This window comes from Thalassospira australica (assembly GCF_044790785.1).
GTDB lineage: Bacteria > Pseudomonadota > Alphaproteobacteria > Rhodospirillales > Thalassospiraceae > Thalassospira > Thalassospira australica_A.
Genome location: NZ_CP085258.1, coordinates 3,252,579 through 3,278,497, shown reverse-complemented (window position 1 = coordinate 3,278,497; position 25,919 = coordinate 3,252,579). Strand labels below are relative to the sequence as shown.

The following is a 25,919-nucleotide window of genomic DNA, read 5'->3' as shown; positions in this document are numbered from 1 at the left end:
CGGGTTCAGCCGTCACGTTTTATCGGCACTGCATTCCATTTTGGGCAGAGCATGGGCCGCCAATGCATAAGCCTCGCGATCCTCGACAAGACTGATCTGTGACGTCAGTTTTTCCATATCAAGCGGTATTGAGCCGCAGTAAATGGCATCAACAACTGCATCCGCACCACCACGGTCATTGTCATAGATTTTCCGCCCCTTCGTAGCCCGGAAACCGAACATCGCAACCTGACAGCTGGTTTTATCGGAAAGTTCCGCATCGGCGATGTAACCCACTGCCCTGCCGTTTTTGTTCGATACAGCCTTCAGGTTTGACACATCGATTTTGCGTTCCTTGAAATGGGATGTGAATTCTTCCCGGTTATCAAGGCGTTGTTCAACAGTCTGCCCAAACCAGACTTCGAATGTATATTGAAGGGTGACATATCCCAGACCGCACGCCAGTTGCCATTTTTCGTTCTGGACCTGACCGTTATTGCGGTCATTCTGTTCCAGTTTCGTAACCGGCACTGTTGAAATGGACGGTACATTGAAACGCGATTTGCCAATCGGCATTTCCTGCCATTCCGAATAGGAATAATCGCGCGTGGTCTGGCATGCGCCCAACGACAACGTCCCGGCCAATGCGGCCAGGTAAAAAAGTTTATTGAATTTCATCTTCTGTCCCTTGGTTAACGTCCCGGCCCAGAATAGCACCAGAAAGGCCCACCACAACCTATGCGAAAGTGGGGGTTAGGGCAGATAACAGGCAGGGTTGTGCAAAGAATCGCAGGCAACGGCACCTTTTCACCCCCCCCCCCCGACAAATTTGGGATTCGCCCGGATGTTTTGATGATTCCTCATGCTTTTCCTGACCAACCGAACCTGTCGGGGTGATCCGGGCTCAGGAAACCGGACCGCAGACGGCGGATGTTTTCTGGCGTCATGGCTTCCCGGAAACCCCGACACACTGCGGGCGGTCACCATCCCGGCCAACCGACAACCTTCGGGCTTCCGGCCCGCTCCGGTCACTCCCGGCCCTGACGGCATTTCCGGCAGCCGGTGCGGCCCGGACAAACCTCGGGCTTCGGCCATCCTCGCCAATCGACGGCCTTCCGGCTTCTGGCCCGCTCTGATCACTTCCGGCAACCGATGCGGCCCGGACAAACTTCGGGCTTCGGTCATTCTCGCCAAAGACGGTCTTCGGGCGTACTGCCCCCAACCTGTCCACCATTGGCGGGCCAAAGCCCGCTGCTGCCATTGCTGCCGCCTCCGGCAAATCCGGGGTCCTTTCCCCGACAAGACGCACCTCTCCCGTCATGACAAACAAGCGTGTTCGAAACGTTTCAGAACCGGCGCGGAACGCCGCCGTAATGGCTCCGCCATCCGCCAATCAATATCCTGCGGATGGCCCCGCTGCCCTGTCTGTGTCTTTGTCCCTGCATCCTGATACCCTCTTTGATCCAGCCCCAAACGCAAAAACCCGCGAGGCACAAGGCCTTGCGGGTTTTGGTCCGGGTGCATTTCTCCCGTTGATTTTTCTCTTATGCCACAAACAAAAGAACAAATCAAGAACTTTTTGGAAAAACTTTATATGCCGTCAGAAAGGGGGAGGGAATCGCAGGCACCGGCACCTTTTCACCTCGACAAATTTGGGATTCGTCCGGGCGTTTTGATGATTCCTCATACTTTTCCTGATCAAACGAACCTGTCGGGATCAATCCGGTTTCAAATGAAAACGGACCGCGTTGCAAGCTGCCAATCGCAACATTAACGCTTGAAAAGATGGTGTTATGTCAGGAATGTTGCGGAAATTTTACATCTCGCTACCATAACGTCCGGCGGCTGGTTTCAAACTGCTGAAACACAATTCGGGCTATGACGTTATGGCAGACAGCGTGTTCTGCGCTGCAATAACAAGAACATCCGGGGGACCCTGATGGCCGAAAAGCAGATCGAGATCGAACTGAAGCTCCGCATCGATCCGAAGCACGTATCGCGTTTGAAGCAGGCACCCGTCCTGCGCGAGGTCAAGGAAGGCCGTCGCCTTCTGACCACCCATCTTGTGTCCATCTATCACGACACACCCAAACTTTCGCTGGCCCGCAAGGGGCTGGCATTGCGGGTGCGCAAAAAGGGCACCAAGGGGTGGGAACAGACCGTCAAGGCCTCGAACGGCATGCGCGAAGCCCTGCCCGAACGCCATGAATGGAATGTCGAACTGCCCGACGGTGTTCTTGATCTGGATAAATTCACCGACGAAGACGTGGTTGGTCTGCTCGACAAGCATGTCAAAAAGAAAAAGATCGAACGGATTTTTGAAACCGACCTGAAACGCAGTGCGGTTGATCTGACCTATCGCGATGCGATCATGGAACTGGCAATCGATCAGGGTGTGGTGCGCACGGCAGAAAAAGAATCTCCCCTGTCAGAGGTCGAACTGGAGCTGAAGGAAGGTCATCCCGCCGCCCTGTTTGACCTGGCGCTTGAACTGCAACGCACCGTGCCGCTGTTTTTAAGTTTGCGGTCAAAGGCATCGCGCGGCCGGGCTCTTTATCTGAACGAGGTGCCGGGATTTTACAAGGCGGCCCCCGTCGGGCTTGCCGCCGGTATGTCGGCCGAAACCGCGTTTCGTGCGGTCTTGGCGCAGGGGCTTCGCATGATCCTTGGGAACGAGGTCTGCGTGCGCGAAGACCTTCATATCGAAGGCTGCCATCAGATGCGGGTGGGGATGCGTCGCCTGCGCGTGACGTTCAACCTGTTCAAGAAAAACCTGCCGCAGGGCGAAGGTGTCCTGATCCGCCGCCTGCTGAAACATTGTACCAAGGCGCTTGACAGCCTGCGCGACTGGGATGTTTTCCTCAATGAAACCCTGCCGATGGTCGAAGAACGCTTCCCCGATCATCCGGGAATTGCCGATCTGCGCAAGGCGGCAACGAAGCAACGCGACGCCGCTTTGCTTACCGCGCACGAAATGCTTGAAAGTTTCGAGTATCAGCAACTCCTGCTGCTGCTTGGGGCATGGTCAAGTTATTCGCGCTGGGCATCGGGCGCGGACGCGACCCAGATGAAGGCAATGTCGGCATCCGTGACCAAGCTGGCCGAACCCTTGCTGAGCCGGGCCTATAAACGCCTGACCAAACGCGGCAGCGACGTTGGCAAACTGACCGTCCCGCAACTTCATGCCCTGCGGCTTGATGTCAAACAGATGCGCTATGGCAGCGATTTCTTTGGTGAAATCTATGACGGGAAGCCGACCAAAAAGTTTCGCAAGGAACTGACCAATCTGCAGGAAATCCTTGGCTGGCTGAACGATGTCGCGGTGGCCGAAGCCAGGCTAACGGCCTTACGGCCACAGCTTTCCAAGGATGGCTTGGTCGCCATTGGCCTGATTTCCGGCTGGTTCGGCGCACGCGCCGATCATCACCTGCAGGGGCTGGATCAGGCATGGAAGAAATTCGAAAAACAGAAGCCGTTCTGGAAGTAGACAGATTGGGGATCTGCATTGGGACTAATGTTGGTCTTGCATCATCTGCTACTTTTGCCGCTGATCCTGGCTTTGTCGACATGCGTGACCAATGACGAGTTTCCGGTTGAAAGCGACGTTGTCTATCAGGAACAGTTCAATATCGCCGAAGCGTCGGGAATGTCTGTGACCTCTGTTCGGGACCTGCCAAGGGACGGGTTTTTCGAAACGGCTGCCGCCTATTACAATTGGGAACTTGATGGCGGAAAAGGGCAGGTAAGAATATCCTATTGGGCGACGGACGACATGCCATCCGGACTGAAGAAATTCATCCGTACCCGTTCCGCATTTGAAGAACGGTGGCGGCTTTTGGTTTCCGATTACACGATTGTCAGCAAACCCGACCATCCAAACGGGGCAGAGGGCTTCGTTGCCTTTGGCAAAGACAAGCGCCAGAACCGTTGCGTGGTCGGAACCGCAATCCTCAAGCTTGATAACGCCAAAAGCAAAGGTGAACGGGACAGTTTTGTCGAAGCCGCAATCTGTTCACGCGGCATCCTGCTGCCAAACACGATGGATAACCTGATCTGGTATTTGCGCAAGGCACCGTAAGTACGATCTATGCTGCGACGCGTTTCATCTCCTGATAGGCCGCCAGTGCCCGTTCACGGCCTTCTTTGATGCCGATCAGGGGTTCTGGATAGGTGTCGCCCAAATCCACCCCGGCGGCTTTCAGGATCAAGGGCGATGCGTCCCACGGTTTGTGAATATATTGGTCGGGCATGTCGGAAAGTTCCGGCACCCATTGCCGGACGTAACTTCCAGCGGGGTCAAATTTCTCGCCCTGCAGGACCGGATTGAAAATCCGGAAATAGGGGGCGGCATCGGCACCGCAGCCGCCAATCCATTGCCATGAAAACGGATTGTTGGCCGGGCAGGCATCGACAAGCGTATCGTCAAACCACGCAAGCCCTTCGTGCCAATGGATCAGAAGGTGTTTTACCAGTATCGATCCGACAATCATCCGCACCCGGTTATGCATATAGCCGGTATGCCAAAGCTCCCGCATTCCGGCATCGACAATCGGAAAACCGGTTTGCCCGCGTTGCCAGCGTTCAAGTGCCTTCGGATCATCGACCCATGGGAAATCGGTGAATTGCCCCTGAAGCGGCACGGATTTCAAATCCTTGGCATGAAACAGCACATGATGGGCAAATTCCCGCCAGCCCAGTTCGGCCATGAATTTTGATGCGGTTTTGCCCTGACCGGGATGGGCATCGGCATAATGGTCTGCTGCGTGCCAGACCTGGCGCGGACTGATCTCGCCAAAGCGCAGATGCGGGGAAAGTTCCGATGTCACCCGATGATCGGGTCGGTCGCGCAAATCGGCATAATCAATCAACCGGTCATCGATAAAGCCGTAAAGCTGATCCATCGCTCCCTGTTCGCCGGGGGTGAACCGCTCGGCAAAGCCGGTGGCCCAGTCAAACGGCTTGGGCGATAGATCAAGCCCGGAAATGTCCGTTTCATTGGCCAGTTTCAGGTTCCCAAGCGGGATCTTTTCCGGGGCTTTTTTCGGCTCTGCCGGGGGTGGCAGTTTCAAACACGCCCGCCAGAACGGACTGAAAACCCTGAAGTCGGTCCCGGCACCGGTTTTGACTTCCCACGGTTCATACAGCAATTGACCATTGAAGCTGTCGCATTCAATATTCAGGTCGCGCAAGGATGATTTGATATCGGTATCGCGCGCAATGGATGGCTTGTCATAAAGCCGGTTCCAGAAAACCGCCCCGATTTTGTGATCAGCCTGTAACTGATTGAAAACGTCCTGTGCCTCCGACTTGAAAACCCTCAGACAGGAGCAGTTGAGCCCCGCAGCCTTGGCAAGACTTTCATCAAGTCGTGCCAGACTGCGTTCAAGCCACCAGCGCGTCGCCCCGCCCAATTGGGTATCAATCACCCGATCAAGGATAAATACCGGAACCACGACGCCGTTATTTTGCTGTGCCCACTTTACGCTGGCGTTCAATGCCGGGTTGTCGGCAAGACGAAGGTCATTGCGAAACCACATGATGGCAACCGGGGCGGCAGAAGCAGAGGGCATCCGGGAACTCGTACCTTGGGAGAGGGGAAGGCTGAAGGGTGAGAGAGCACATCGACTGTGACAGCATAGAGGGGATGTCGATGCACTCTCTCTGGCTCGGGGTACATGATCATGTACGGCGGATCAGATTGATCAGTTCATCGAAACTTTGCGAAATCACATTCTTTTTCCATCCGGCAAATCCAAGTACCAGCCCGTGCAGGGGGCGGGGCCGGTTTTCTGCCGATTTATCATGGTAGTAGGATGAAAGTGCCCGGCAATCGAGCTGCGCCTGAACCATCCGTTCCTGCACGTCCACATCATCCTGCGCGGTCATCAGCCTTGTGCAAAGATGAAGTCCTCCATCGGATGGCAGAACCTGCAAAATATCACTGGCGCGTGTCTCGATCAGGTGGCGCAGATGAGCCCGACGTTCGCCGTAACTTAGCCGCATCTTGCGCACATGGCCGCCGAAATGCCCCTCGGCAAAGAATGCCGCCAGTGCGGCCTGTGCCGTCGGGGCGGGCACGCCATCGGCAAAGCCGCGCATTCCGCGAAATACCGGGATCAGGGCAGGTGGCAAAACCAGATAGCCAAGCCGAATGCCGGGAAACATCACGCGCGAGAACGTGCCGACATAAATCACCCTGTCCTGCCGGTCTAGCCCTTGCAAGGATGACAACGGCGGTCCGTCATAGCGATAGTCGCTGTCATAATCGTCTTCGACAACCCACGCATCATGGGCATCTGCCCATTGCAAAAGGGCAAGACGACGGGCAAGCGACAATGTCGTACCCAGCGGATAATTGCGCGACGGTGTCGTGACCACAATGCGCGCCGGGGCACCGATACCAAGTCTGTCGACCTGCAATCCATCTTCATCGACCGGGATCGGCAGCAAGGTGGCACCACTGGCGGCAAGGACCCCGCGAATGCCTTCATAACCGGGGTCTTCGGTTGCGATCACGTCACCCGGATCCACAAGCGCACGCGCAATCAGGTCAAGTGCCTGCTGCGCACCTGAAACAATCATCACCTGATCGGCATCGCATTTGACCCCACGGGACTGGCGCAGCCACTTGGCAACTTCATCGCGCAATGCCGGCATGCCAAGCGGATCAACCGGAATGGTCAGGTCAAGGGCAGGTGCCCGCCAGCTTCGGCGCAGCAACCGCGCCCAGACATCAAACGGAAAGGCATCAAGATCGGGGGTTGCCGGGTTAAATGGCCGGGCCACGCGAAACCGTGGAAACCGTCGATCATAGGCCAGCATGCGGGTTGCACTTTGGCTAAGCCGTGGAAGGTTTGCGGATTTACGGGCCTGATCGGCCGATGCGGGCAGGGTGGTCGCCGTCATTTCCCTGTCCGGCAGGCTGCTCGCAACGAAACTTCCGGCCCCGATCTGGGTTTCGAGATACCCTTCTGATACCAGCAGATCAAAACTCGTCACCACCGTATTGCGCGAAATGCCAAGGCTTTTGGCCAGATCACGGCTGGCGGGTAACTTTTCACCCGGATGCAGTCGCCCGTCCAGAATGGCCTGGCGGATGCCAAGATAAAGCCGGCGATAGGCCGTATCGCCGTTTTCATCGCCTGCCGTGGCTGCATGGCTGGGATAGATCCAGGTAAAGTCGCTGCGCATGGTGGCCTATCGAAAATCAGGTTCAGTAAAATTGGTTCTATCAAAATTATTATAACGGACCTTTGATAAAGTCCAATTCTGCCGATGATGACGCCAACCCGTTGCGCCACCACAAGTTACAGAGAAATAGAAAATGTCTGATACCACCGAGCTTCCCGAACAGTACGAAGTCCATCCTGCGACCAAAGTGGTGCGTGGGCCGAAACGCGCCAGTTACGACCGCAAACTGGTACATGGTATCATTGACGATGCCCTGATCTGCCATGTCGGGACCATTGTGAATGGTCGCCCCTCGATGATCCCGACCGCGCATTGGCGCGTGGGGGAACGGATTTATATCCATGGCGCATCCAAGAACCGCATTCTGGCGACCATCGCCAATGGCGCAGAAGCCTGCCTGTGCATCACCCATCTGGATGGCCTGGTGATGGCGCGTTCGGCCTTCCATCACTCGGCCAATTACCGGTCGGTCGTGATTTACGGCAGGGGTGAAATCGTGGCCGATCCGGAAGGCAAAATGGAACATTCCCGACTGTTTGTTGAAAAGCTGTCCAAAGGCCGCTGGGAGCAGATCCGTCATCCCAACGAACAGGAGCTCAAGGCCACCATGTTCCTTGGTTTTGACCTGAACGAGGTATCGGCCAAGGTCCGTAGCGGTGATCCGGTGGATGACGAGGGTGATTACGGCTGGCCGGTCTGGGCCGGGGTGCTGCCATGCGCCACTGTCTGGGGCGATCCGATTGACGATAGCCGCCTTGATCCGTCCCATCGTCGCTAAAAAACAAAGAATATTAGATATTGCGCAAGCCGCCGCGCTGTTGTTTCATTTACAGAATGTCCGAATTTGGATAGCTGTAATGTTGCACAGCGCGGGGGACATGATGAAGAAATGGCTGGTTATCCTGCTCGGCCTGTTTTGGGCACCGGGGCAGGCCGCTGCCGATACGTCAAACATCTCGCTTGAAGAAAACGTTCTTCTGATGGCGACCCATGTTGAAAACATCCTGAACCAGACCGACGGTTTGATGCGTCGTTCGGCTGATCTTCTGCGCAATGACGGCAGCATGAACGAAGTTGTGCTGCAAGGCAGCCTGAAACGTTTTACCGAACAGGTTTCTGCAGTTCGCGCCCTGCTGTTCATCGATGCCAAGGGGATTTTGCGCTTCGATACCACCCGTCATCCCGCCGCCGATCTTGATCTGTCTGATCGCGACTATTTCAGTCAGGCTATTGCTGCCGACAGCGACGATATCAGGATCGGCACACCGGTAACCGGGCAGCAATCGGGCGTGCCCTTCATTCCGGTGACACGCCTGTTGCATGGTGTTTCGGGATCTATTATGGGGGTTCTGGTCGCGGTCATGACGCCCGATGCCTGGCTTCCGGTCGAACGGGCATGTCGTCTGTGTTTCTATTCCGCCTTCACTACCGATGGCGTCACCGTCATGACAAGCCCGGCCCAGATGGAACTGGCCCCGGATTTCTTTAACAGCCTGATGATCGCCAATGGTCTTTCGGGTATTACCGAAACCAAACTCAATGCTTATCCGGCGCGCACCATGTGGCGCAAATTGCGCGATTATCCGGTTGTCGTGACCAGTTCGGTCGTCACCATATATTGATTGTCGGTTTGGGCTGCTTTTCAATCAGATCAAGCAGGAAGGCAACCGCCCGAACCTGATCAGCCGAGTCGAAATCTTCGACCTTTTTGCCGATATGGCGTTCCATCGCGGCCCATATATCGGCCGGAACCGTTTCGGTTACATCACTGACAATAACGGCAAGTTTCCCCAGATCGTCCGACGGCATGGCCGGAACAGCGGATAATTGCGCATAGGTTGCGATGCCTGCGGTCATCATGAACAGGGAAACTGCGATTGTAATAACAATGTGCTGGGCGGTGGATAAGCCGGTTTTTTCTCTGCGAATGGCAGACGATGCCTGATCAAGACGTTTCTGAAGATCAATATCAAGCATGTGGCAGAACCCGATCACTATCGTTAAAGCGGTAATGATTTTGAACAAATTTCTTTAAATAGTTTTATACGGAAAACGCAACGCGCGAAAGATGTGCAATTATTTTCCTCCGCTGATCAATTGGAGGAAAAGCGATGATTTCGATCCGGACTGCAAAAATCGATGATGTTTCAATGATTTCCCAAATTCACGCTTTCTGCTGGCGTGAAACATATGCCTTTATGCCCGAAGCCGTTTTGCGCAGCCGGTCGCGTGAATACCGGCAACAGCAATGGCTGGACTGGTTCGACTCCCACGAAGACACCGATGGATTATTCGTGATTGAGGCCGGCCAGCAGGTGGTCGGCTTTTGTTTTTGCTGCCAAAATCGCGATCCGGAAATCGATGGCAGGGGCGAAATGCATGCGGCCTATGTCCTGCCCGATTATCGCGGGCGTGAAACCGGACCGGTGATGATGCTGACCATGGTCGATTTTCTGATCGAACAGGGGTTGACGCCGCCGGTATTATGGGCGTTTCGAGATAACCCGATCCGGTTCTGGTATGCACAGATGGGATGGCGCAGCCAAGTCAAGCGTGATCGTGTGATCGAAGGTCGCAGACTACCCGAAGTCGGTTATGTCTGCGACGATTGTGACCGGCTAAGACGGCGTTTGCAGATGCTGCTTACGCGCTATTCTTCTGAAAACGCTTTGACGCAAATTCCACGACATTCTCAAATGCCCTTGCATCAAACGTTTCCGAACCCGATTGCTGTTTCTCCCGGCAATAATCGTAAAGCGACAGAAATGAATCGGCAAATTCCTCCGGGTCGGCTTTAACGGCCTTGGAACTGCGCGCAAGGAAATAGGCAATGTTATAGACGATTTTGCGGTCGCCTTCTTCTGCTTCGATGGATGGGTCGCCTTTGCCGGTTAACAGCCATTCGATCGAAACACCGGTTGCCCGTGCAATGGCCACGCATGCGGCGGCCTTCGGGTCGTTGCGACCGTGACTGTAATTTTCAAGCGTCCGGGTCGCGATCCCGGTTTTTGCGGCAAGGGCGCTGCGCGATCCCACGATTTTTTCGCAAATCCCGATCCGCTGGCCCAGTCCCGTCATCGCGTCGGAGTTCATACCTTTTGCCCCACTGCGGTCTTTAAACGATATGAAGGCTACCCCGAAAGGCGGATGTTGTGAAGCAATCATACCAAAGGCTACGTGAATTTTGCGTCTTTAGCACTTATTTGGTGTGCATAAAGGTTGTTTCTACGCGAAAAATGGTGCTAATATAAGAATGAGGGATTAAACATATCATAAATCGCGTAGAGAACAGATGTTGAGCGAACAACTCTCGACAATGACGGCGTTGTTACGTCGCACGGCCAATGGTTACGGTGGCAGGTTGTATCTGTCCCGCCAGACCACGGACATTCTGTTGTCCAATTTGCAATTCCTGGCCGAAGACATCACGCGATATGAACAATCCGTTCACGGAATGGATGTTGATTCCCCTGCCGTTCTGGCGATTATTCGCGAACTTGTCGCGGCCAATGCCGCACGCGAAAATGGCGAGGCGGGCGGCACGACCTGCACAACTACAAAAGCCGACTAGAGCCTGCTTAGCATAAAAATCTCCCGAACGAACCGCTCGGGGGGCCTGTATTTCAGACCTGCATAACGGGAATCAACTGGCCAGTGCCACCGCGATTTTTGCGCCAAGGGCGGCATTGTTGCGCACCAGTGCGATATTGGCTTCAAGGCTTTTGCCCTTGGTATGCTGGGTCACACGTTCCAGCAGGAACGGGGTGACTTCGCGGCCATGGATGTTAAGGCCCTTGGCTTCAACCAATGCACTGTCAATCGCATGTTCGATGGCATCAAGCTCCAACGCCTTGTCCGCAGGCGGCGGGTTGCCGATCACGGCCCCGCCTGCAAGGCCAAAGTCCCACTTGGCTTTCAGGAATTCGGCAATCTCGGTTGGGCTGTCAAGGCGGATCGGGGCTTTCTGGCCGCTTTTAACGGTATAGAAGGCCGGGAATTCATCGGTGCCATATGCAATCACCGGCACACCGAGTGTTTCGAGATGTTCAAGCGTCATCGGAATATCAAGGATCGCCTTCGCCCCGGCGCAGACCACGGCAACACTGGTTTTGCCAAGTTCGGTCAGGTCGGCCGAGATATCAAAACTTGCCGCAAGCTCGCGGTGAACTCCGCCAATCCCGCCGGTGGCAAAGACCTTGATCCCGGCTTTTTCTGCCAGAATCATGGTTGCTGAAACGGTGGTGGCCCCATCGCGTTTCTTGGCGATGCAGAACGGAATGTCGCGGCGTGACAGTTTCAGAATGTCGGTGCCCTTGGCAAAATATTCCAGTTCCGACGGCGACAGGCCGATTTTGCAACGCCCGCCGATCAGCGCGATGGTGGCCGGGATTGCGCCATTATCACGAACATCCTGCTCAACCGCCTGCGCGGTTTCAAGGTTCTGCGGATAAGGCATCCCGTGCGAGATGATGGTGGATTCAAGGGCGACAACCGGCTTGCCCGCCGCAAGGGCTTCGGCGACTTCGGGGGCGATATCGATAAAGTCCGACATTCAAAATGCTCATGGTTGAGTTAAAGTTTTAAAGGTCAGGATTACGCGGATCAGCCTGTAAAATCCACCCCAAACACATCATGACTGTTGTGTGCGGGCAAACAAAAACGGCCGCCCCATCGGGACGGCCGTTTTGCAAAACAAAGCGTAAAGCTTAGTTCTTTTCTTTGTCGACGAGCTGGTTTGCAGCAATCCATGGCATCATCGCGCGCAGTTTGGTGCCGACTTCTTCGATTTCGTGTTCGGCGTTCAGGCGACGGGTTGCCTTGAACATCGGCTGGCCGCAATGCATTTCCTGAACGAAGTCACGAACGAATTTGCCTTCCTGAATGTCGGCAAGAACTTCTTTCATGCGTTCTTTGACCGATGCGTCGATCACGCGTGGGCCGGTGACATAGTCGCCGTATTCCGCGGTGTTCGAGATCGAGTAACGCATGTTGGCCATGCCGCCTTCATACATCAGGTCAACGATCAGTTTCACTTCGTGCAGGCATTCGAAATATGCCATTTCCGGAGCATAACCAGCCTCGGTCAGGGTTTCGAAGCCGTATTTGATCAGCTGGGTCAGGCCGCCACACAGAACAGCCTGTTCACCGAACAGATCGGTTTCGCATTCTTCACGGAAGCTGGTTTCGATCACGCCCGAACGGCCGCCGCCGATTGCCGATGCATAGGAAAGTGCGAGTTCAAGCGCATTGCCCGATGCGTTCTGTTCGATGGCAACGAGGCAAGGCACACCGCCGCCACGCTTGTATTCGGAACGAACCGTGTGGCCGGGACCTTTCGGTGCGATCATCATGACGTCAAGATCAGCACGTGGTTCGATCAGGCCGAAATGAACGTTAAGGCCGTGTGCGAAGAGAAGGGCGGCACCGTCTTTCAGGTTGTCGCGCAGTTCGTTGGCATAGATCGCAGCCTGGTGTTCGTCCGGGGTCAGGATCATGACAACATCGGCCCATGCGGCGGCTTCGGCCGGGGTCATGGTTTTCAGACCGGCATTTTCCGCCTTCTTGCGCGAGCTGGAACCTTCACGAAGGCCGACAACAACGTCTTTGACACCGGAATCATGAAGGTTCAGCGCATGGGCATGGCCCTGCGAACCGTAACCGATGATGGCAACTTTTTTGGTCTTGATCAGATTAACATCTGCATCGCGGTCGTAATAAACACGCATCTTTCGATACCTCTGGACGTTGGACCACGCGATTTTTCTTTGCGTGGCGGATGGATCAAATTGTTAAAGCGGGAATGCCAAGGCATCCCCGGCGAACTCACATCGTCAGCGTGCCGCGCGAAATTGCTGCGACACCCGTGCGCGAAGTTTCCGAAAGCCCCAACGGCTCCATCAATTTGATGAAGGCGTCGATTTTTTCCGGGCTTCCGATGATTTCGAAGACGAAGGAACTGTTGGTCGCATCGACTGCGCGGGCCTTGAAGATATCGGCAATACGCAGGGATTCGACGCGCTTTTCACCCGATGCAATCACCTTGACCAGCGCCAGTTCACGTTCAACGCACGGTCCGGCAAGGGTCAGGTCGCTGACCTTGTGGACCGGCACCAGACGTGAAAGCTGTGCCTTGATCTGTTCGATCACCATGGGCGTGCCCGAGGTGACAACGGTGATGCGCGACTGGTGGGAACTGGCATCAACCTCGGCCACGGTCAGGCTTTCGATGTTGTAGCCACGGCCCGAAAACAGGCCAATGACACGGGCCAGAACGCCCGCTTCGTTATCCACCAGAACGGATATCGTGTGTTTCGAAATTTCGGTTTCTTTCACGGGTCTTGCTCCGCTAGGGCGCGGGCGGGCGCATCAAATGTGCGGCCCGGCCCGGCCTTTGATTTTGGTTTTGATGATGTCTTGTCGCGAACGGGTTTCGCGGATCAGACCAGAACCATCCCTTCGTCGGAATCAATGGCTTCGTCACCGGTGGTTTCCGAACCAAGCAGCATTTCATTATGCGGCTTGCCCGACGGAATCATCGGATAGCAGTTTTCCTTGTCATCCACGGCAACGTCGAGGATCACCGGACCGTCGATTTCAAGCATCCTGGTCAGGGCATCATCAAGATCGGCCGCGTTGTCACAGGTAAGACCGGTAAAGCCGAATGCCTCGGACAGTTTGACGAAATCCGGAAGGGATTCGCTGTAGCTTTCCGAATAGCGCGACCCGTGCAGCAATTGCTGCCACTGGCGGACCATGCCCATGTAACGGTTGTTCAGGATGACGGTTTTCACCGGCAGGCGATACTGGGTCAGCGTCGCGCATTCCTGAATGTTCATCATAATCGATGCATCACCGGTAAAGCAGATCACGGTTGCATCCGGATGGGCAACCTGAACGCCAAGTGCTGCCGGAAGGCCATATCCCATGGTGCCAAGTCCACCCGACGTCATCCATTCATGGGGATGTTCAAAACCGAAATGCTGGGCTGCCCACATCTGGTGCTGCCCGACATCGGTGGTGATGTATGTCTTGCGATCACGGGTCAGCGCATGCAGGCGACGGATCACATGCTGTGGCTTGATGATGTCTTTGGGCTGCTTGTAGGACAGGCAATGCTTGCCCCGCCAGCCTTCGATCTCGTCCCACCAGCTATCAAGCGCCTTGGCTTCGATCTTGTGCTGTTTGGCTTTCCAGATTTTCATCATGTCTTCAAGGACATGGCCGACATCGCCAACAATCCCGATATCGACCGGAACGTTTTTGTTGATCGAGCTTTGATCAATATCGACCTGAATCTTCTGCGAACCCGGCGAGAAGAAATCAAGATTGCCGGTCACACGGTCATCAAATCGCGCGCCAATCGCAACCATGACATCGCAATCATGCATCGCCATGTTGGCTTCGTATGTGCCATGCATGCCCAGCATGCCAAGATACTGTTTGTCCGATGCCGGATAGGCACCAAGTCCCATCAGCGTCAGAGTAATCGGAACGCCGGTCAGGCGGGTGAATTCCGTCAGGACCTTGCAGGCCTGGCTGCCGGAATTGATCACGCCCCCGCCGCAATACAGGATCGGCTTTTTCGCCGATGCCAGCAGTTCCAGCGCGTCCTCGATCTGGCGACGGTCGCCCTTGACCACCGGGTTATAGGTCCGGTGCTGGACCTGTGACGGTTCAAGATACGGTGCCTTGGCAACCAGAATGTCTTTTGGCAAGTCGATCACGACGGGCCCCGGGCGGCCGCTTGACGCAACGTGGAATGCTTCATGCATCGTGCGGGCAAGCTTCGCACTGTCCTTCACCAGATAGTTATGCTTGGTGCAGGGGCGGGTGATGCCGGTGGTGTCGGCTTCCTGAAACGCATCATTGCCGATCAGGTGGGTCGGAACCTGCCCGGTCAGGCAGACGACGGGAATCGAATCCATCAACGCGTCGGTAAGGCCGGTAACGGCATTCGTTGCACCCGGACCGCTGGTTACCAGAACGACGCCGACCTTTCCGGTCGAACGTGCGTAACCTTCGGCGGCATGCACGGCTGCCTGTTCATGGCGTACTAGGATATGACGAATCCGGTTTTGCTTAAATATCTCGTCATATAGCGGTAGGACGGCGCCGCCGGGATAGCCGAACACGACTTCCACACCCTGATCGACCAGAGCCTGCAACACTACTTCCGAACCGCTTAAAATACGTTCTGCCATGATTTTCGAGCCTCTTCCTTAGCGACAACAACGTGCCGCGTGATAACCGCGTGGTTGATACATGATCCAATTACCCTTGAACTGGAGTTGAAAAATCCGCCGAAACGGCGGTTTTCCGCCATTTCGACGGCGGAAGGGCCAACCTATCGCCTCACTTTGGCGTGGTCAACAGAAATTGGTGAACATCATTACGCAATTTGTCGGCCAAACTTTCCGAATATTGCGCGTCGATGATCTCCTTGTCACGCATCTGATGACGAAACCACGTTAATTGCCGCTTGGCATAACGCCGGGTTTCGCGCTGCGATTTCTCTTTTGCACTCTCAAGATCGATCTCGCCCGCAAGGTAGGCGGCAATCTCGCGCACGCCGACGGCCTTCATCACAGGGGCCGTTTCCGGCAGGTTTTCGGCCAAAAGTCCGCGGACTTCCTCAATCGCACCTTGTTCGATCATCAAATCAAAACGCCGGTTGCAGCGATCATAAAGAATATCGCGCGGTGGCATGTAACAGAATTTCTTAAACATCATGCCTGCGGGCGGCATGGCCATCGGCTCGCGATGCCACGCTGCCAACCCGCGCCCGGTGCCCGCCAGAACCTCGGCTGCGCGGATCAGGCGCTGGGTATTTGACGGATCAAGGCTGGCGGCCGTGTCAGGATCGCGTTTGGCAAAATCATCGAAAAACGCCTGATGCCCGGTTTTCTCAAGATCGGCGGTGACCTGTTCGCGAATCCTGGCGGGAATATCGGGAATCGGTGCGATCCCCTCTATCAGGGCATTCAGATACATGCCTGTACCCCCGGTAATGATCGGAAGCTTGCCGTTTGCATGGCATTCCGCAATTTCCGCCATCGCCATGTCGCGCCATTTCCCGGCCGAACATGCCTCGCGCCCGGACAACACGCCATAAAGCCGATGCGGCGCGCGCGCGATCTCTCTGTCATCGGGGCGTGCGCTTAACACGCGCAGTTCCTTATAGACCTGCATGCTGTCGGCATTGATCACCACGCCGTCAAACGCATCCGCCAGATCAAGGGCCAAGGCGGACTTGCCGCTGGCTGTTGGCCCGGCAACGATCAGGACGGGTTGGAAGGGAATCGTGCTGCTTGGCTGTGTCATATCAATTTGTTTCTATATCGGGATTTTATGGCTGCCACGGGTCAAGCAGCTTCACGCCTGTCTGTTCAAAATCACGAATGTTCCGCGTCACAACCGTCATGCCATGTACCAGTCCGGTTGCCGCGATTAGGGAATCCCGCTCTGACTTCGGATCGGGAACGTGCAACCGGGCACATTGTCGGACAACTGTCTCATCAATTGACAGAATGCGATTTTCAAACGCGCACAGAACATGGTTTTCAAACCAGTCGCGCAACATGACGCCCTGTTCGGGATCTCGACGTTCGAGTTGCAAAATGCCGGTCTCGATTTCCAATATCGTTACGACCGAAATATAAAGGCTGGCGGTCGGAACGGAATCTGCCCATCGAACAACATTTCCGTCGGCTTTTCCGTTACCGGCTTTGCGCAATTCCGATATGACATTCGTATCAAGGATATACATCAAGAAAAATCAACCGGACGTGTGATCGGCTGCATGCGCGGCGGCTCAAACTCGATATCGCCTGCTGTTGGCATGGCAAGAAGATCAACAATTGACGGCAATTGCCCGGTCAGTTTCTGGTAATCTTCAATCGACAGCAAAACATGCGATGGCTTGCCCCGGTCCGTGATCATGACCGGCCCGTTGCGGGATGCCTTTTTGGCTCCGCTCGTGTCCTGATTGAAATCACGGCTCGTGATTGTTGTGATACCCATGGCTCGCCTCCAATATTGTAGCAACAATGCTACAATGTCTGCGCGCGTTTTTCAATAATGTAGCAACAAGTCTATATCTGATAGGGTCTCGTGTTATGTTTCGACCGTCGTGACTTTGCGGGAACAAACGCATGTCGGTAATCTTGTATGGCTATCATTATAGCGTTTATACGCGCATCGTCAGAATGGTGCTCGCCGCCAAGGACATTGCGTATCGCTATGTCGAAATTGATCCCTTTTCCGACAATCCTGATCTGGCTTACCTTGATCTACACCCCTTTGGTCGGGTTCCGGTGATCCGTAATGGTGATTTTGTCCTGTATGAAACCGCACCTATTGCGCGATATCTTGATGAAATTTCCCCTCCTGTATTGCTTTCACCACCCGATCCCGAAAGTCGGGCGCTGATGATGCAAATGATCCAAATTGCGGATAGCTACGGATACTGGCCCATGGTGCGACAGGTCTTTGCCCATCGCGTCTTTCGGGTGGCTGAGGGCGAGGAGCCTGAGGAAAACGTTATCGCCGAAGGTAAAGTCGCATCGCGAAAAGTTTGTGAAGCACTAGATAAGCTTGCGGGCGACGGGGACTTTCTGACAGGGACAGCGATCAGCCATGCCGATCTGCATCTTGGCGCGATGATGGCTTATTTCACGTTGGCCCCGGAAGGGCTGGAAATTGTGAATAGCTTTCCGCGCCTGCAACGCTGGTGGCAAGGGATGGCCAGTCACGCCCTTCTTCGTAAAACCGATCCGGGCTTACCCTTAGCCTGAAGAAAACTCCTTGTCTTTGCCCGTCCCAATACGGATAAAGACGAAAATCCGATTTACCTTTGTCCCGCCAAGGAGCCCGCAATCCATGGATCTGGTCCTGACCCTGATCGCTGCCCCCAATTCGAACGCGCTGGGCGATGAAATTGTCGCGCGCGCCAAAACCGTTCTGGCCGGGGCCGGGGCGCGTGTCGGGGATGTTTCTTGGCTGGCGGCGGGCGAGGCGTGCGATATCGGCTTTGCCGGGCTGAGCCTTGATATTGCCGATACGGCTCTTCGCGATGCTGCTCTTGGTGTCGATGCCGTGACCCAGACTGCCAAAACGCGTCGCAAGAAATTGCTGATTGCGGATATGGACAGCACCATGGTCACCGGTGAAACGCTTGACGAGCTTGCGGCCTTTGCCGGGGTCAAGGACCATGTTGCCGCGATTACGGCACGTGCAATGAATGGCGAACTTGATTTCGAGGCCGCTCTTGATGAACGCGTCGGGCTGCTGGATGGCATGTCGACCGATATGCTGGCCGAAGCCTGGAAAGAAATTGAATATACCAGCGGGGCCAAAACACTGGTTGCGACCATGAAGGCCAATGGCGCCTTTGCCGCCCTTGTGTCGGGCGGTTTCGATTACTTTACTGGTGCGGTGCGGCGCGAACTTGGTTTCGATTTCGATCAGGCCAATGTGCTGATCACCAAAGACGGCACATTGACGGGTAAGGTTCAGAAACCGGTGCTTGACCGTCAGGCTAAGGTCGATGCGCTTGAGAAACTGTCCGCCCAGCAGGGGATCGGGGTTGAGGACGCGATTGCGGTCGGTGACGGCGCAAACGATCTTCAGATGATCGCGCTGGCCGGGACCGGTGTGGCATTCCATGCCAAGCCCGCAGTTCAGGAACAGGCGCGCATCTGCATCAATCATGGCGATCTGACCGCCTTGCTCTATCTGCAAGGATACGCCAAGGCCGATTTCGTCGCCTGATCGCGACCGACATCGGGGACAAAACGCAAAATGGGCGGCCCTTGCGGGTCGCCCATTTTTGTTCGGTTGGTAAAACCCGAAGGTTTTATTCTTCCTTGTTCAGCGTCAGACCGAAGTAACGCGGCCCTGCCGAAGTTTCGATCAGCATCAGGATGGTGCGCTTGTCATCATCAAGTGCCTTTTTGACCGCGTCGGAAACTTCCTCGACCGTGGAAACCGAACTGTGCGAAGCCTCGATAATGATATCGCCCGGGCGAACACCTTTTTCCGCGGCATAGCTGTCACCATTGACTTCGGTCACGACGACACCTTCGGTCCCTTCGGCAAGGCCGTAGCGACGGCGCAGCTCGTCATCGACATTGGCAACCTTGATGCCAAGCGCCTTGATTTCGGCTTCGGCAATGGCGTCCGGGGCCTGTTCTTCGCCCGGTTCGGCTGCTGTGGCGACGGGCTCTTCTTCAAGCTCGCCAAGCTCGACCTGAACGGTCTTCTTTTCACCGTCACGCCAGATCACAACATCGACATTCTTGCCGATCTTGGTATCGGCAACAATGCGCGGCAGGCGGCGCATGCTTTCGACTTCCTTGCCGTCAAACGACAGGATGACATCACCCTGTTTGATCCCGGCGGCCTTCGCCGGGCCGTCTTCGGACACACCGGCAACCATCGCACCGGTCGATTTATCAAGCCCGACCGAGTCCGCGATATCGTCGGTCACGGTCTGGATATGAACGCCAAGCCAGCCGCGACGCGTGCGGCCATATTCCTTAAGCTGTTCGACAACCGACTGGGCAATTGCGGATGGAATGGCAAAGCCGATCCCGACAGAACCGCCGGACGGCGAATAGATTGCGCTGTTGATGCCGATGACATCGCCATCAAGGTTAAACAGCGGTCCGCCCGAGTTCCCCCGGTTGATTGATGCGTCGGTCTGGATGAAATCGTCATACGGACCCTGATTGATGTTGCGGTTACGCGCCGAAATGATCCCAGCGGTCACCGTGCCGCCAAGGCCGAACGGGTTGCCGATTGCCATCGCCCAGTCGCCGATGCGCGAATGATCCGAATCCCCCCATTCGACGAACGGAAGACCTTCTTTCGGCTCGACTTTCAAAAGGGCGACGTCGGTCTTCGGGTCCCGGCCAATCAGCTCCGCCGGAAGGGTATCGCCATCATGCAGGCGCACCGTGATTTCATCGGCACCGTCAATCACATGGTTGTTGGTTACAATGTAACCGTCAGCCGAAATGATGAAGCCCGAACCAAGTGCGGTCGCGCGTCGCTGCTGGGGCGTTTGCCCTTGGCCGCCTTCACCCTGTCCGTTGCGTTCCATAAAGTCACGGAAAAGGTCTTCAAACGGCGAGCCGGGAGGAAACTGGAAGTCCGGTCCCTGACGTTCGGCCACCATCTGGCTGGTCGAGATATTTACCACACTGGGCAGAAGCTTTTCGGCCAGGTCTGCGAAACTTTCAGGAGCGGGGCGAGCGTTCGCAATCTGCGAGACGCTGGTCACGCCAAGAAGAACAATCACCAGCGCAGCGGTAAATTTGCTTCGCGCCGGATTGTATAATGCTTTTAGCATGTGTCTGATCCTGTTCGTTGCCGCGTTCACGGTATTGAATTTTTGCAGCACGCGATGCTGTTCTTTCGGATAGTTCATGCATCGCTTAACTAGCCAAGTTAGCGCCGAGTTTGTCAGAAATTTGGCAAGGTCGAGAAAAAACAAGGAATAGCTCGGGTTTTTCTGTGTTTGCGCACAGAAAGGCGCGATTACGCGCAAAATGAACCGGAACTTTTTCCTCAAAGCCAGACCCGCACGCCCCAGATTGCGGCAATGGCAACGACCGCGGCGACAAGGCCGCCGATCCGAAGCTGGGATTCGGGGATTTCCTGCATCAGCTCCATGACACGTTTCGCCCCGCCCGGGAACAGCGAATAAAACATTCCCTCCAGCGCGATGGCCAGAAGAATAGCTGTGGCAAGTTCCTTCATGGGCGTGGACGTTCCGGCGTTTCTATGGACCTTGCAGGCATTATTGCGGACAGCAGGGCATTATTTTCAAACAAAAAAGGCGACCGGCACACTATGCCGGTCGCCTTGGTGCTTTGTCCAGCACCTGTTTTTTTAACGCGGTGCCGCAGGTGCGGACTGGTTAAAGAACTTGAAGAATTCCGAGTCCGGTGAAATCACCATCGTCGAACCATCCGAAAGCGCTTCGCGATAGGCCTGAAGCGAACGATAGAACTCGAAGAAGTTGGCATCTCTGCCATAGGCTTCGCCAAGAACGATGTTTCGCTGGCCGTCGCCTTCACCGCGCAGGACTTCGGCCTGACGGCGGGCTTCGGCAAGGATGCCGACGCGTTCACGATCTGCTTCTGCCTGGATTTTCGCCTTAAGCTCTTCACCCTCGGCGCGAAGCTGGGCAGCTTCGGCAATACGCGAAGATCGCATACGGTTATAGACAGCCTGCGACGTTTCCTGTGGAAGGTCCGTACGACCGATACGAACATCAATCAACTCGACCCCGAAATCCTTGGCGGCTTCAAGCAATGTCGACTGGATTTTCTCCATGATCTGTGCGCGGTTATCCGACAGCAGGGCAAGAAGCGGTGCCTGTGCCAGCTCACCCCGGATGACCGAGTTCAGACGCTGCCCGAAAAGCTGGACAAAGTTCTGTGCGTTCAGGGCACGTTGACGGAACTGCAACGGATCAATGATTTTCCAGCGGGCAAAGCTGTCAACATTGACTCGCTTCTGGTCCGACAGAAGAACCTGCTGAACCGGCGGATCAAGTTCAAGAATGCGGCGTTCGTAATATTCCACATTCTGGATCGGCAGCTTGAAATGCAGGCCGGGGTCGGAAATACCCCGAACCGGATTACCGAACTGCAACACCAGTGCCTGCTGGTCCTGACGGACGGTGAACATGCACATCGATGCAACCACGGCAGCGATGACGACAACGACACCGGCGGCAATAAGTTTAGGACTTGCCATTAGTTGTTGCCTCCTGCATTTGCGCGTTTCTGGATTTCAGGCAACGGCAGATAAGGGACGACGCCGTTGGCACCTTCACCGTTCTGATCAAGAATAACCTTGTCGGAGCTCTTCAGAACATCCTGCATGGTTTCCAGGTACAGACGACGCGTGGTCACGTCCTTCGCAGTCAGATAGGAATCATAGACCGAGCCAAAGCGGTCCGCTTCACCTTCGGCATTCTTGACCACCTGATCCTTGTAGGCACGTGCTTCAAGGATCTGGCGTTCTGCTTCACCCTTGGCGCGCGGGATGATGTCGTTACGGTACGCCAGCGCCTCGTTCTGGGAACGGTCACGGTCCTGACGCGCACGCTGCACATCGTTGAACGCATCGATAACGTCACGCGGCGGATCGACCTTCTGCATTTTCACTTCGGCAATGAAAATGCCGGAATCATAACCATCCATGATGGATTGCAGCAGATTGCGGGTCTGTTCCTCGACGCGGACACGACCGACAGTCAGGGCTTCTTCCAGACTGGTTTTGCCGATGACTTCGCGGATCGCACTTTCGGATGCCAGTTTGATGGTGTTTTCCGGATCGCGAACATTGAACAGATAGGAGCCTGCATCGCTGATGCGCCACTGTACGACATAATCGATGTCGATGATGTTCTGATCGCCGGTCAGCATGAGGCTTTCTTCGGGCACGTCACGCGCACCGCCATTGCCCGCGCCGCCGGTCCCGCGATAGCCAACCTCGATCTGGTTGGTACGTTCGACGTTCGGCTTGATCACTTCGCCAATCGGGGCAGGCAGGAAATAGTTCAGACCCGGACCGGTTGTGCCAACCCATTTGCCAAACAGAAGTGTGACACCCTGTTCGCCCGGCTGGACACGGTAAAAACCGGTCAAAAGCCACAACCCGATGATGGCGATGCCAATCAGGACAATGCCTTTATAGCTGCCGCCACCGCCACCGGGGAACAGCCGTTTCAGGCGTTCCTGGGCTTTGCGGATCATTTCGTCAAAATCGGGGGAGGCATTACCACCGCCGCCACCGCCACCCTGGGGACGCTGTCCCCACGGATTGCGGCCGCCGCCATTGTTTCCGCCACTGCCCCAGGGGCCGCCGCCCCCTTGTGAATTCCAAGGCATCGAGTGTCTTCCTCTTCTTGCCGTTCGGTGTTTATTTATGTTTACCGAGCTTGGGTGTGAGCCCGTTAATTACATCCCCGATTGCTTGCCAATTGCGGCCATATGACCTATTTGCGCATCAAGCACCGTCTGAAACCTTTTATCCGGACGGTGTTGCATGTAATTAATGGGGCCACGCCCTAAGGCCTTATATGACAGCTTGTCCTGCAAAACAACGATACGCGCCTGCAAGTTCTGTGCGATCACGGACTTAAGCCAATTTTCGGAGACTGCAATATGACCTCGCCCGACCGGGAACGCATTACCGAAGCCCTTTCCAGTGTTATCGATCCGGCTGACGGCAAGAGTATCGTCGAAAAGGATATGGTTCAAGGCATTGATATCCATGAGGAAACGGTCAATGTCATGATCGCTGTTGACCCCGAACGGGGGGCGTCTCTCGAAGATTTGCGTCTTGCCGCCGAACGTGCCGTTGCCAATGTGAACGGGGTCACAACAGCCCGTGTGGCCCTTACGGCAGAACGTCCGAAGGGGGCTTCTGCCCCGGCGCAAGGTGGTCATTCGCATCCCCATTCCCATGGCCATACACATAGGGTTCAACGCCCCGCACCGCAAGCAGGCCAGCAGGTCGGGCAACGCCCGCAAGGTGCCTCGCAAAAACCGCTTGAACTGCCGACTGTGCGTTCGATCATCACCGTTGCTTCGGGCAAGGGCGGGGTAGGAAAATCGACAACCTCGGTCAATCTGGCACTTTCACTGGCCGCGCGTGGGCTAAAGGTCGGTCTTTTGGATGCCGATATCTATGGTCCCAGCCTGCCGCGCATGATGGGTCTTCGCACCGCCAAGCCGACCCCGTCGGGCCAGCAGGGCAAAATGATCCCGCCGTCGGCCTTTGGCATTCGCATCATGTCGATCGGGTTCCTTGTCGACGAAGAACAACCGGTGATCTGGCGCGGCCCAATGGCGATGGGGGCGCTCGAACAGCTTCTGCGCGACAGCGACTGGGGTGAACTTGACGTTCTGGTCGTCGATATGCCGCCGGGCACGGGCGATATCCAGCTTTCGATGGCGCAACGCGTGCCGGTTACGGGTGCTGTCATTGTTTCCACCCCGCAGGACATTGCCCTTCTTGATGCGCGCAAGGGGCTGAATATGTTCCGCAAGGTCAATGTGCCGGTTTTCGGTCTGATCGAAAATATGAGCTATTACAAATGCCCGGAATGCGGCCATGTCGATCACGTCTTCGATCATGGTGGTGCGCGCAAGGCGGCCGATGAACTCGGCGTGCCGTTCCTTGGCGAGATCCCGCTCGACCTTAAAATCCGCCTTGGTGCGGACGAAGGCAAACCGATCATCCATACCGATCCGGACGGCGAACATTCCAAGGCCTATGCGGCGATTGCCGAAAAGATTTCTGCGGCAATTGACGAACGGGTTGGTCCGAAAACCGCCCCGAAGAAAAGCCTGTTTCCGAAGATCAGTTTCCGCTAGGTCGCCCGACTTTCGCTTAGTAATTGCTGGCACCCTGCAACACTTCGTTGGTGATGCGTTGCAGGGTGCCGTTTTCTCGCAGTTCTTCAATTGAACGGTTGATTGCGGTCATCATCGAGATGGCCGGTGATGCGCGGTTGAACACGATATAGGTCGGATTTTCGCGCACGGGTTCTGTGCTCCGCGTGACTGTGTCATCCAGTTTCAGCCGCTTGACCCAGACGCTGCCTGCCTCGGCGATGGCAATTACAGTATCGACCCGGCCAAGTTCCAGCATCTGAAAATTCTGTTCATCCCCGGATGCCTCGGATGCGGTAAATACGCCGCGTTTCCGGGCATTATCGATTTCATCTCCGTAACTCCATCCGCGAATGACGCCAACCGTCTGGCCGCGCAGATCGTCAATATCGCCGGGGTCGCTAAATGCGTCCTGACGTTGATAGAACATTAGCCGTTCGACATGAATCGGGTCGGAAAAGAAATATTTCTTCTGGCGTTCAAGATTCTTGTAAATCCCGGCAACCCCGCCCTTGTTGGCATCCAGGTTTTCAATCGCGCGTTTCCAAGGTACCGCAACGATATCGACATCAATTCCGGCATGAAGAAAGATCGTCCGGATCAGGGCGGGATAAATGCCTGCTGCCTCGTTCCCGGCGCGATACATAAACGGCGGATTGGCTTCGTCGACATAAATGGTTTCGGCATGGCTTTGCGTCGCCGGCATCAGGACCGCGAAGGCCATGCCGACGACGAGTATCAATAGGGCAAACAGTCTTGCCGGAAATGTCATTCTGGCCCCTGATAATGCTTCTGTACCGTACAGAAGACATGGGGCGTCAGGATGCCGCCGACAAGGAATGCGATGCTGCAAAGCGATATTCCAGTGCCGCGATGCCCATAACGGCAAGTGCCTGCACGATGACAAAGCCATATCCGATGACCGTAGGAGTGCCGACCGGGACGATCAGCACCGCAATGCTGGCCAGTGCCCAGCCTAGATTGCCCATAACGATCAATCGAACAAGAAGGCTGTGCGGACAGGCCTGCCGCCCGGTGACAAACATCAAAACGGTACAGGGAAACAGGATCATCCCGGCATAGAACAGCAAATCGGCAGGCAGGCCCAGCAGTCTGGCAAGAAAAGTGTTACCGATGCACAGCAGCAGGCCGAAGGCCAGGCAGGTTGCCGCGTCAAGCATCAGGACGGTTTTCAGCATTTTGTTTTGCACATCAATCGACATCGTTTTGACCTTTCGGTTGGTTGTGGTTCGCGAACCTTGCCGAAAAGCGGGAATGAATACGATTACCTGACAGGTAATGTTTGTTCGAATTGATCGGTGTTAGGATTGCGCC

The 25,919-nt window shown here is 55.4% G+C and carries 27 protein-coding genes and 1 pseudogene; 9 read left to right on the top strand and 19 right to left on the bottom strand.

Features of this window, described 5'->3' with window-relative positions; translation table 11 throughout:
* Nucleotides 1-12: 12 nt before the first annotated feature.
* On the bottom strand, nt 13-657 hold the full coding sequence (locus tag LG297_RS15390) for a hypothetical protein (protein WP_404421764.1): 645 nt from the start codon (nt 655-657) through the stop codon (nt 13-15).
* A 265-nt stretch (nt 658-922) separates the two neighbouring features.
* On the bottom strand, nt 923-1,372 hold the full coding sequence (locus LG297_RS15385; protein ID WP_404421762.1) for a hypothetical protein: 450 nt from the start codon (nt 1,370-1,372) through the stop codon (nt 923-925).
* Nucleotides 1,373-1,918: 546 nt separating this feature from the next.
* Here LG297_RS15385 and LG297_RS15380 point away from each other — a divergent pair.
* Nucleotides 1,919-3,466 carry a CHAD domain-containing protein gene (locus tag LG297_RS15380; protein ID WP_404421760.1) on the top strand — a complete coding sequence of 516 codons (1,548 nt, stop codon included), beginning with the start codon at nt 1,919-1,921 and terminating at the stop codon, nt 3,464-3,466.
* Between the two features lie 36 nt (nt 3,467-3,502).
* Nucleotides 3,503-4,057, top strand: coding sequence for a hypothetical protein (locus tag LG297_RS15375; RefSeq protein ID WP_404421758.1), 555 nt, complete (start codon nt 3,503-3,505; stop codon nt 4,055-4,057).
* A 7-nt stretch (nt 4,058-4,064) separates the two neighbouring features.
* Here LG297_RS15375 and LG297_RS15370 read toward each other — a convergent pair whose 3' ends face one another.
* Nucleotides 4,065-5,549, bottom strand: a complete 1,485-nt coding sequence (locus tag LG297_RS15370) for a cryptochrome/photolyase family protein (RefSeq protein ID WP_404421756.1) — start codon at nt 5,547-5,549, stop codon at nt 4,065-4,067.
* A 109-nt stretch (nt 5,550-5,658) separates the two neighbouring features.
* Nucleotides 5,659-7,170: a PLP-dependent aminotransferase family protein gene (locus LG297_RS15365; RefSeq protein ID WP_404421754.1), complete on the bottom strand. Its 1,512-nt coding sequence runs from the start codon at nt 7,168-7,170 to the stop codon at nt 5,659-5,661.
* 133 nt (nt 7,171-7,303) lie between these two features.
* Between LG297_RS15365 and LG297_RS15360 the strand changes: the two genes are divergently transcribed.
* Nucleotides 7,304-7,948 (top strand): pyridoxamine 5'-phosphate oxidase family protein, encoded by a 645-nt coding sequence (locus LG297_RS15360; RefSeq protein ID WP_404421752.1) that lies wholly within the window; start codon nt 7,304-7,306, stop codon nt 7,946-7,948.
* 79 nt (nt 7,949-8,027) lie between these two features.
* The gene (locus LG297_RS15355) at nt 8,028-8,792 is read left to right on the top strand and encodes a hypothetical protein (RefSeq protein WP_404421750.1); all 765 of its coding nucleotides are present in this window, start codon (nt 8,028-8,030) and stop codon (nt 8,790-8,792) included.
* Here the strand turns inward: LG297_RS15355 and LG297_RS15350 are convergent.
* Nucleotides 8,779-9,147, bottom strand: a complete 369-nt coding sequence (locus LG297_RS15350; RefSeq protein WP_404421748.1) for a hypothetical protein — start codon at nt 9,145-9,147, stop codon at nt 8,779-8,781. The genes LG297_RS15355 and LG297_RS15350 overlap by 14 nt on opposite strands.
* 134 nt (nt 9,148-9,281) lie before the next feature.
* On the opposite strand from LG297_RS15350, the pseudogene LG297_RS15345 reads away from it, so the two are divergent.
* Nucleotides 9,282-9,698, top strand: a pseudogene (locus tag LG297_RS15345) (GNAT family N-acetyltransferase); the annotation flags it as partial.
* A 115-nt stretch (nt 9,699-9,813) separates the two neighbouring features.
* Here the strand turns inward: LG297_RS15345 and LG297_RS15340 are convergent.
* Nucleotides 9,814-10,263 carry a helix-turn-helix domain-containing protein gene (locus tag LG297_RS15340; protein WP_404421746.1) on the bottom strand — a complete coding sequence of 150 codons (450 nt, stop codon included), beginning with the start codon at nt 10,261-10,263 and terminating at the stop codon, nt 9,814-9,816.
* A gap of 199 nt (nt 10,264-10,462) precedes the next feature.
* Between LG297_RS15340 and LG297_RS15335 the strand changes: the two genes are divergently transcribed.
* The gene (locus LG297_RS15335; protein ID WP_404421744.1) at nt 10,463-10,741 is read left to right on the top strand and encodes a hypothetical protein; all 279 of its coding nucleotides are present in this window, start codon (nt 10,463-10,465) and stop codon (nt 10,739-10,741) included.
* 72 nt (nt 10,742-10,813) lie between these two features.
* Here the strand turns inward: LG297_RS15335 and LG297_RS15330 are convergent, their stop codons facing one another.
* From LG297_RS15330 to LG297_RS15300, 7 genes are all read right to left on the bottom strand, one after another.
* Nucleotides 10,814-11,722 (bottom strand): pseudouridine-5'-phosphate glycosidase, encoded by a 909-nt coding sequence (locus tag LG297_RS15330; RefSeq protein ID WP_404421742.1) that lies wholly within the window; start codon nt 11,720-11,722, stop codon nt 10,814-10,816.
* 154 nt (nt 11,723-11,876) lie between these two features.
* Nucleotides 11,877-12,896, bottom strand: coding sequence for a ketol-acid reductoisomerase (gene ilvC / locus LG297_RS15325; RefSeq protein WP_063092645.1), 1,020 nt, complete (start codon nt 12,894-12,896; stop codon nt 11,877-11,879).
* 97 nt (nt 12,897-12,993) lie between these two features.
* Nucleotides 12,994-13,503, bottom strand: a complete 510-nt coding sequence (gene ilvN / locus LG297_RS15320) for an acetolactate synthase small subunit (protein ID WP_037989846.1) — start codon at nt 13,501-13,503, stop codon at nt 12,994-12,996.
* Between the two features lie 104 nt (nt 13,504-13,607).
* Nucleotides 13,608-15,371 (bottom strand): acetolactate synthase 3 large subunit, encoded by a 1,764-nt coding sequence (locus LG297_RS15315; protein WP_404421739.1) that lies wholly within the window; start codon nt 15,369-15,371, stop codon nt 13,608-13,610.
* Between the two features lie 151 nt (nt 15,372-15,522).
* Nucleotides 15,523-16,491: a tRNA (adenosine(37)-N6)-dimethylallyltransferase MiaA gene (miaA, locus tag LG297_RS15310; protein WP_404421737.1), complete on the bottom strand. Its 969-nt coding sequence runs from the start codon at nt 16,489-16,491 to the stop codon at nt 15,523-15,525.
* A 25-nt stretch (nt 16,492-16,516) separates the two neighbouring features.
* Complete coding sequence (locus tag LG297_RS15305; RefSeq protein WP_404421735.1) at nt 16,517-16,936, bottom strand: type II toxin-antitoxin system VapC family toxin; 420 nt, start codon at nt 16,934-16,936, stop codon at nt 16,517-16,519.
* Nucleotides 16,936-17,190 (bottom strand): type II toxin-antitoxin system Phd/YefM family antitoxin, encoded by a 255-nt coding sequence (locus LG297_RS15300; protein ID WP_404421733.1) that lies wholly within the window; start codon nt 17,188-17,190, stop codon nt 16,936-16,938. The genes LG297_RS15305 and LG297_RS15300 overlap by 1 nt, the downstream gene beginning before the upstream one ends.
* A 131-nt stretch (nt 17,191-17,321) precedes the next feature.
* Here LG297_RS15300 and LG297_RS15295 point away from each other — a divergent pair, with 131 nt between their 5' ends.
* Together LG297_RS15295 and serB are read left to right on the top strand one after the other, a co-directional pair.
* Entirely contained in the window at nt 17,322-17,963 is a 642-nt protein-coding gene (locus tag LG297_RS15295) for a glutathione S-transferase family protein (RefSeq protein ID WP_404421731.1), read from the top strand.
* Between the two features lie 85 nt (nt 17,964-18,048).
* Nucleotides 18,049-18,939, top strand: a complete 891-nt coding sequence (gene serB / locus LG297_RS15290) for a phosphoserine phosphatase SerB (RefSeq protein WP_404421729.1) — start codon at nt 18,049-18,051, stop codon at nt 18,937-18,939.
* Between the two features lie 85 nt (nt 18,940-19,024).
* Here serB and LG297_RS15285 read toward each other — a convergent pair whose 3' ends face one another.
* From LG297_RS15285 to hflK, 4 genes are all read right to left on the bottom strand, one after another.
* Entirely contained in the window at nt 19,025-20,521 is a 1,497-nt protein-coding gene (locus tag LG297_RS15285) for a DegQ family serine endoprotease (RefSeq protein WP_404421727.1), read from the bottom strand.
* 218 nt (nt 20,522-20,739) lie between these two features.
* A complete protein-coding gene (locus LG297_RS15280) occupies nt 20,740-20,931 on the bottom strand; it encodes a DUF2065 family protein (RefSeq protein WP_404421725.1) in 192 nt (63 codons plus the stop codon).
* Between the two features lie 132 nt (nt 20,932-21,063).
* Nucleotides 21,064-21,936, bottom strand: a complete 873-nt coding sequence (hflC, locus tag LG297_RS15275) for a protease modulator HflC (protein ID WP_404421723.1) — start codon at nt 21,934-21,936, stop codon at nt 21,064-21,066.
* The gene (gene hflK, locus LG297_RS15270) at nt 21,936-23,075 is read right to left on the bottom strand and encodes an FtsH protease activity modulator HflK (protein ID WP_404421721.1); all 1,140 of its coding nucleotides are present in this window, start codon (nt 23,073-23,075) and stop codon (nt 21,936-21,938) included. The genes hflC and hflK overlap by 1 nt, the downstream gene beginning before the upstream one ends.
* A 276-nt stretch (nt 23,076-23,351) precedes the next feature.
* Between hflK and LG297_RS15265 the strand changes: the two genes are divergently transcribed.
* The gene (locus LG297_RS15265; RefSeq protein WP_404421719.1) at nt 23,352-24,566 is read left to right on the top strand and encodes an Mrp/NBP35 family ATP-binding protein; all 1,215 of its coding nucleotides are present in this window, start codon (nt 23,352-23,354) and stop codon (nt 24,564-24,566) included.
* Between the two features lie 16 nt (nt 24,567-24,582).
* Here LG297_RS15265 and LG297_RS15260 read toward each other — a convergent pair whose 3' ends face one another.
* Nucleotides 24,583-25,356, bottom strand: coding sequence for a substrate-binding periplasmic protein (locus LG297_RS15260; RefSeq protein ID WP_404421717.1), 774 nt, complete (start codon nt 25,354-25,356; stop codon nt 24,583-24,585).
* A 46-nt stretch (nt 25,357-25,402) separates the two neighbouring features.
* Nucleotides 25,403-25,807 carry a hypothetical protein gene (locus LG297_RS15255; RefSeq protein WP_404421715.1) on the bottom strand — a complete coding sequence of 135 codons (405 nt, stop codon included), beginning with the start codon at nt 25,805-25,807 and terminating at the stop codon, nt 25,403-25,405.
* Nucleotides 25,808-25,919: the final 112 nt, after the last annotated feature.

Bases quoted from the DNA above. Each gene is read 5' to 3' on its own strand.
- LG297_RS15390 (WP_404421764.1), bottom strand. From the start codon at position 657: ATGAAATTCAATAAACTTTTTTACCTGGCCGCATTGGCCGGGACGTTG.
- LG297_RS15380 (WP_404421760.1), top strand. From the start codon at position 1,919: ATGGCCGAAAAGCAGATCGAGATCGAACTGAAGCTCCGCATCGATCCG.
- LG297_RS15370 (WP_404421756.1), bottom strand. From the start codon at position 5,549: ATGCCCTCTGCTTCTGCCGCCCCGGTTGCCATCATGTGGTTTCGCAAT.
- LG297_RS15365 (WP_404421754.1), bottom strand. From the start codon at position 7,170: ATGCGCAGCGACTTTACCTGGATCTATCCCAGCCATGCAGCCACGGCA.
- LG297_RS15360 (WP_404421752.1), top strand. From the start codon at position 7,304: ATGTCTGATACCACCGAGCTTCCCGAACAGTACGAAGTCCATCCTGCG.
- LG297_RS15355 (WP_404421750.1), top strand. From the start codon at position 8,028: ATGTTGCACAGCGCGGGGGACATGATGAAGAAATGGCTGGTTATCCTG.
- LG297_RS15350 (WP_404421748.1), bottom strand. From the start codon at position 9,147: ATGCTTGATATTGATCTTCAGAAACGTCTTGATCAGGCATCGTCTGCC.
- LG297_RS15340 (WP_404421746.1), bottom strand. From the start codon at position 10,263: ATGAACTCCGACGCGATGACGGGACTGGGCCAGCGGATCGGGATTTGC.
- LG297_RS15335 (WP_404421744.1), top strand. From the start codon at position 10,463: ATGTTGAGCGAACAACTCTCGACAATGACGGCGTTGTTACGTCGCACG.
- LG297_RS15330 (WP_404421742.1), bottom strand. From the start codon at position 11,722: ATGTCGGACTTTATCGATATCGCCCCCGAAGTCGCCGAAGCCCTTGCG.
- ilvC (WP_063092645.1), bottom strand. From the start codon at position 12,896: ATGCGTGTTTATTACGACCGCGATGCAGATGTTAATCTGATCAAGACC.
- LG297_RS15315 (WP_404421739.1), bottom strand. From the start codon at position 15,371: ATGGCAGAACGTATTTTAAGCGGTTCGGAAGTAGTGTTGCAGGCTCTG.
- miaA (WP_404421737.1), bottom strand. From the start codon at position 16,491: ATGACACAGCCAAGCAGCACGATTCCCTTCCAACCCGTCCTGATCGTT.
- LG297_RS15305 (WP_404421735.1), bottom strand. From the start codon at position 16,936: ATGTATATCCTTGATACGAATGTCATATCGGAATTGCGCAAAGCCGGT.
- LG297_RS15300 (WP_404421733.1), bottom strand. From the start codon at position 17,190: ATGGGTATCACAACAATCACGAGCCGTGATTTCAATCAGGACACGAGC.
- LG297_RS15295 (WP_404421731.1), top strand. From the start codon at position 17,322: ATGTCGGTAATCTTGTATGGCTATCATTATAGCGTTTATACGCGCATC.
- serB (WP_404421729.1), top strand. From the start codon at position 18,049: ATGGATCTGGTCCTGACCCTGATCGCTGCCCCCAATTCGAACGCGCTG.
- LG297_RS15285 (WP_404421727.1), bottom strand. From the start codon at position 20,521: ATGCTAAAAGCATTATACAATCCGGCGCGAAGCAAATTTACCGCTGCG.
- LG297_RS15280 (WP_404421725.1), bottom strand. From the start codon at position 20,931: ATGAAGGAACTTGCCACAGCTATTCTTCTGGCCATCGCGCTGGAGGGA.
- hflC (WP_404421723.1), bottom strand. From the start codon at position 21,936: ATGGCAAGTCCTAAACTTATTGCCGCCGGTGTCGTTGTCGTCATCGCT.
- hflK (WP_404421721.1), bottom strand. From the start codon at position 23,075: ATGCCTTGGAATTCACAAGGGGGCGGCGGCCCCTGGGGCAGTGGCGGA.
- LG297_RS15265 (WP_404421719.1), top strand. From the start codon at position 23,352: ATGACCTCGCCCGACCGGGAACGCATTACCGAAGCCCTTTCCAGTGTT.
- LG297_RS15260 (WP_404421717.1), bottom strand. From the start codon at position 25,356: ATGACATTTCCGGCAAGACTGTTTGCCCTATTGATACTCGTCGTCGGC.
- LG297_RS15255 (WP_404421715.1), bottom strand. From the start codon at position 25,807: ATGTCGATTGATGTGCAAAACAAAATGCTGAAAACCGTCCTGATGCTT.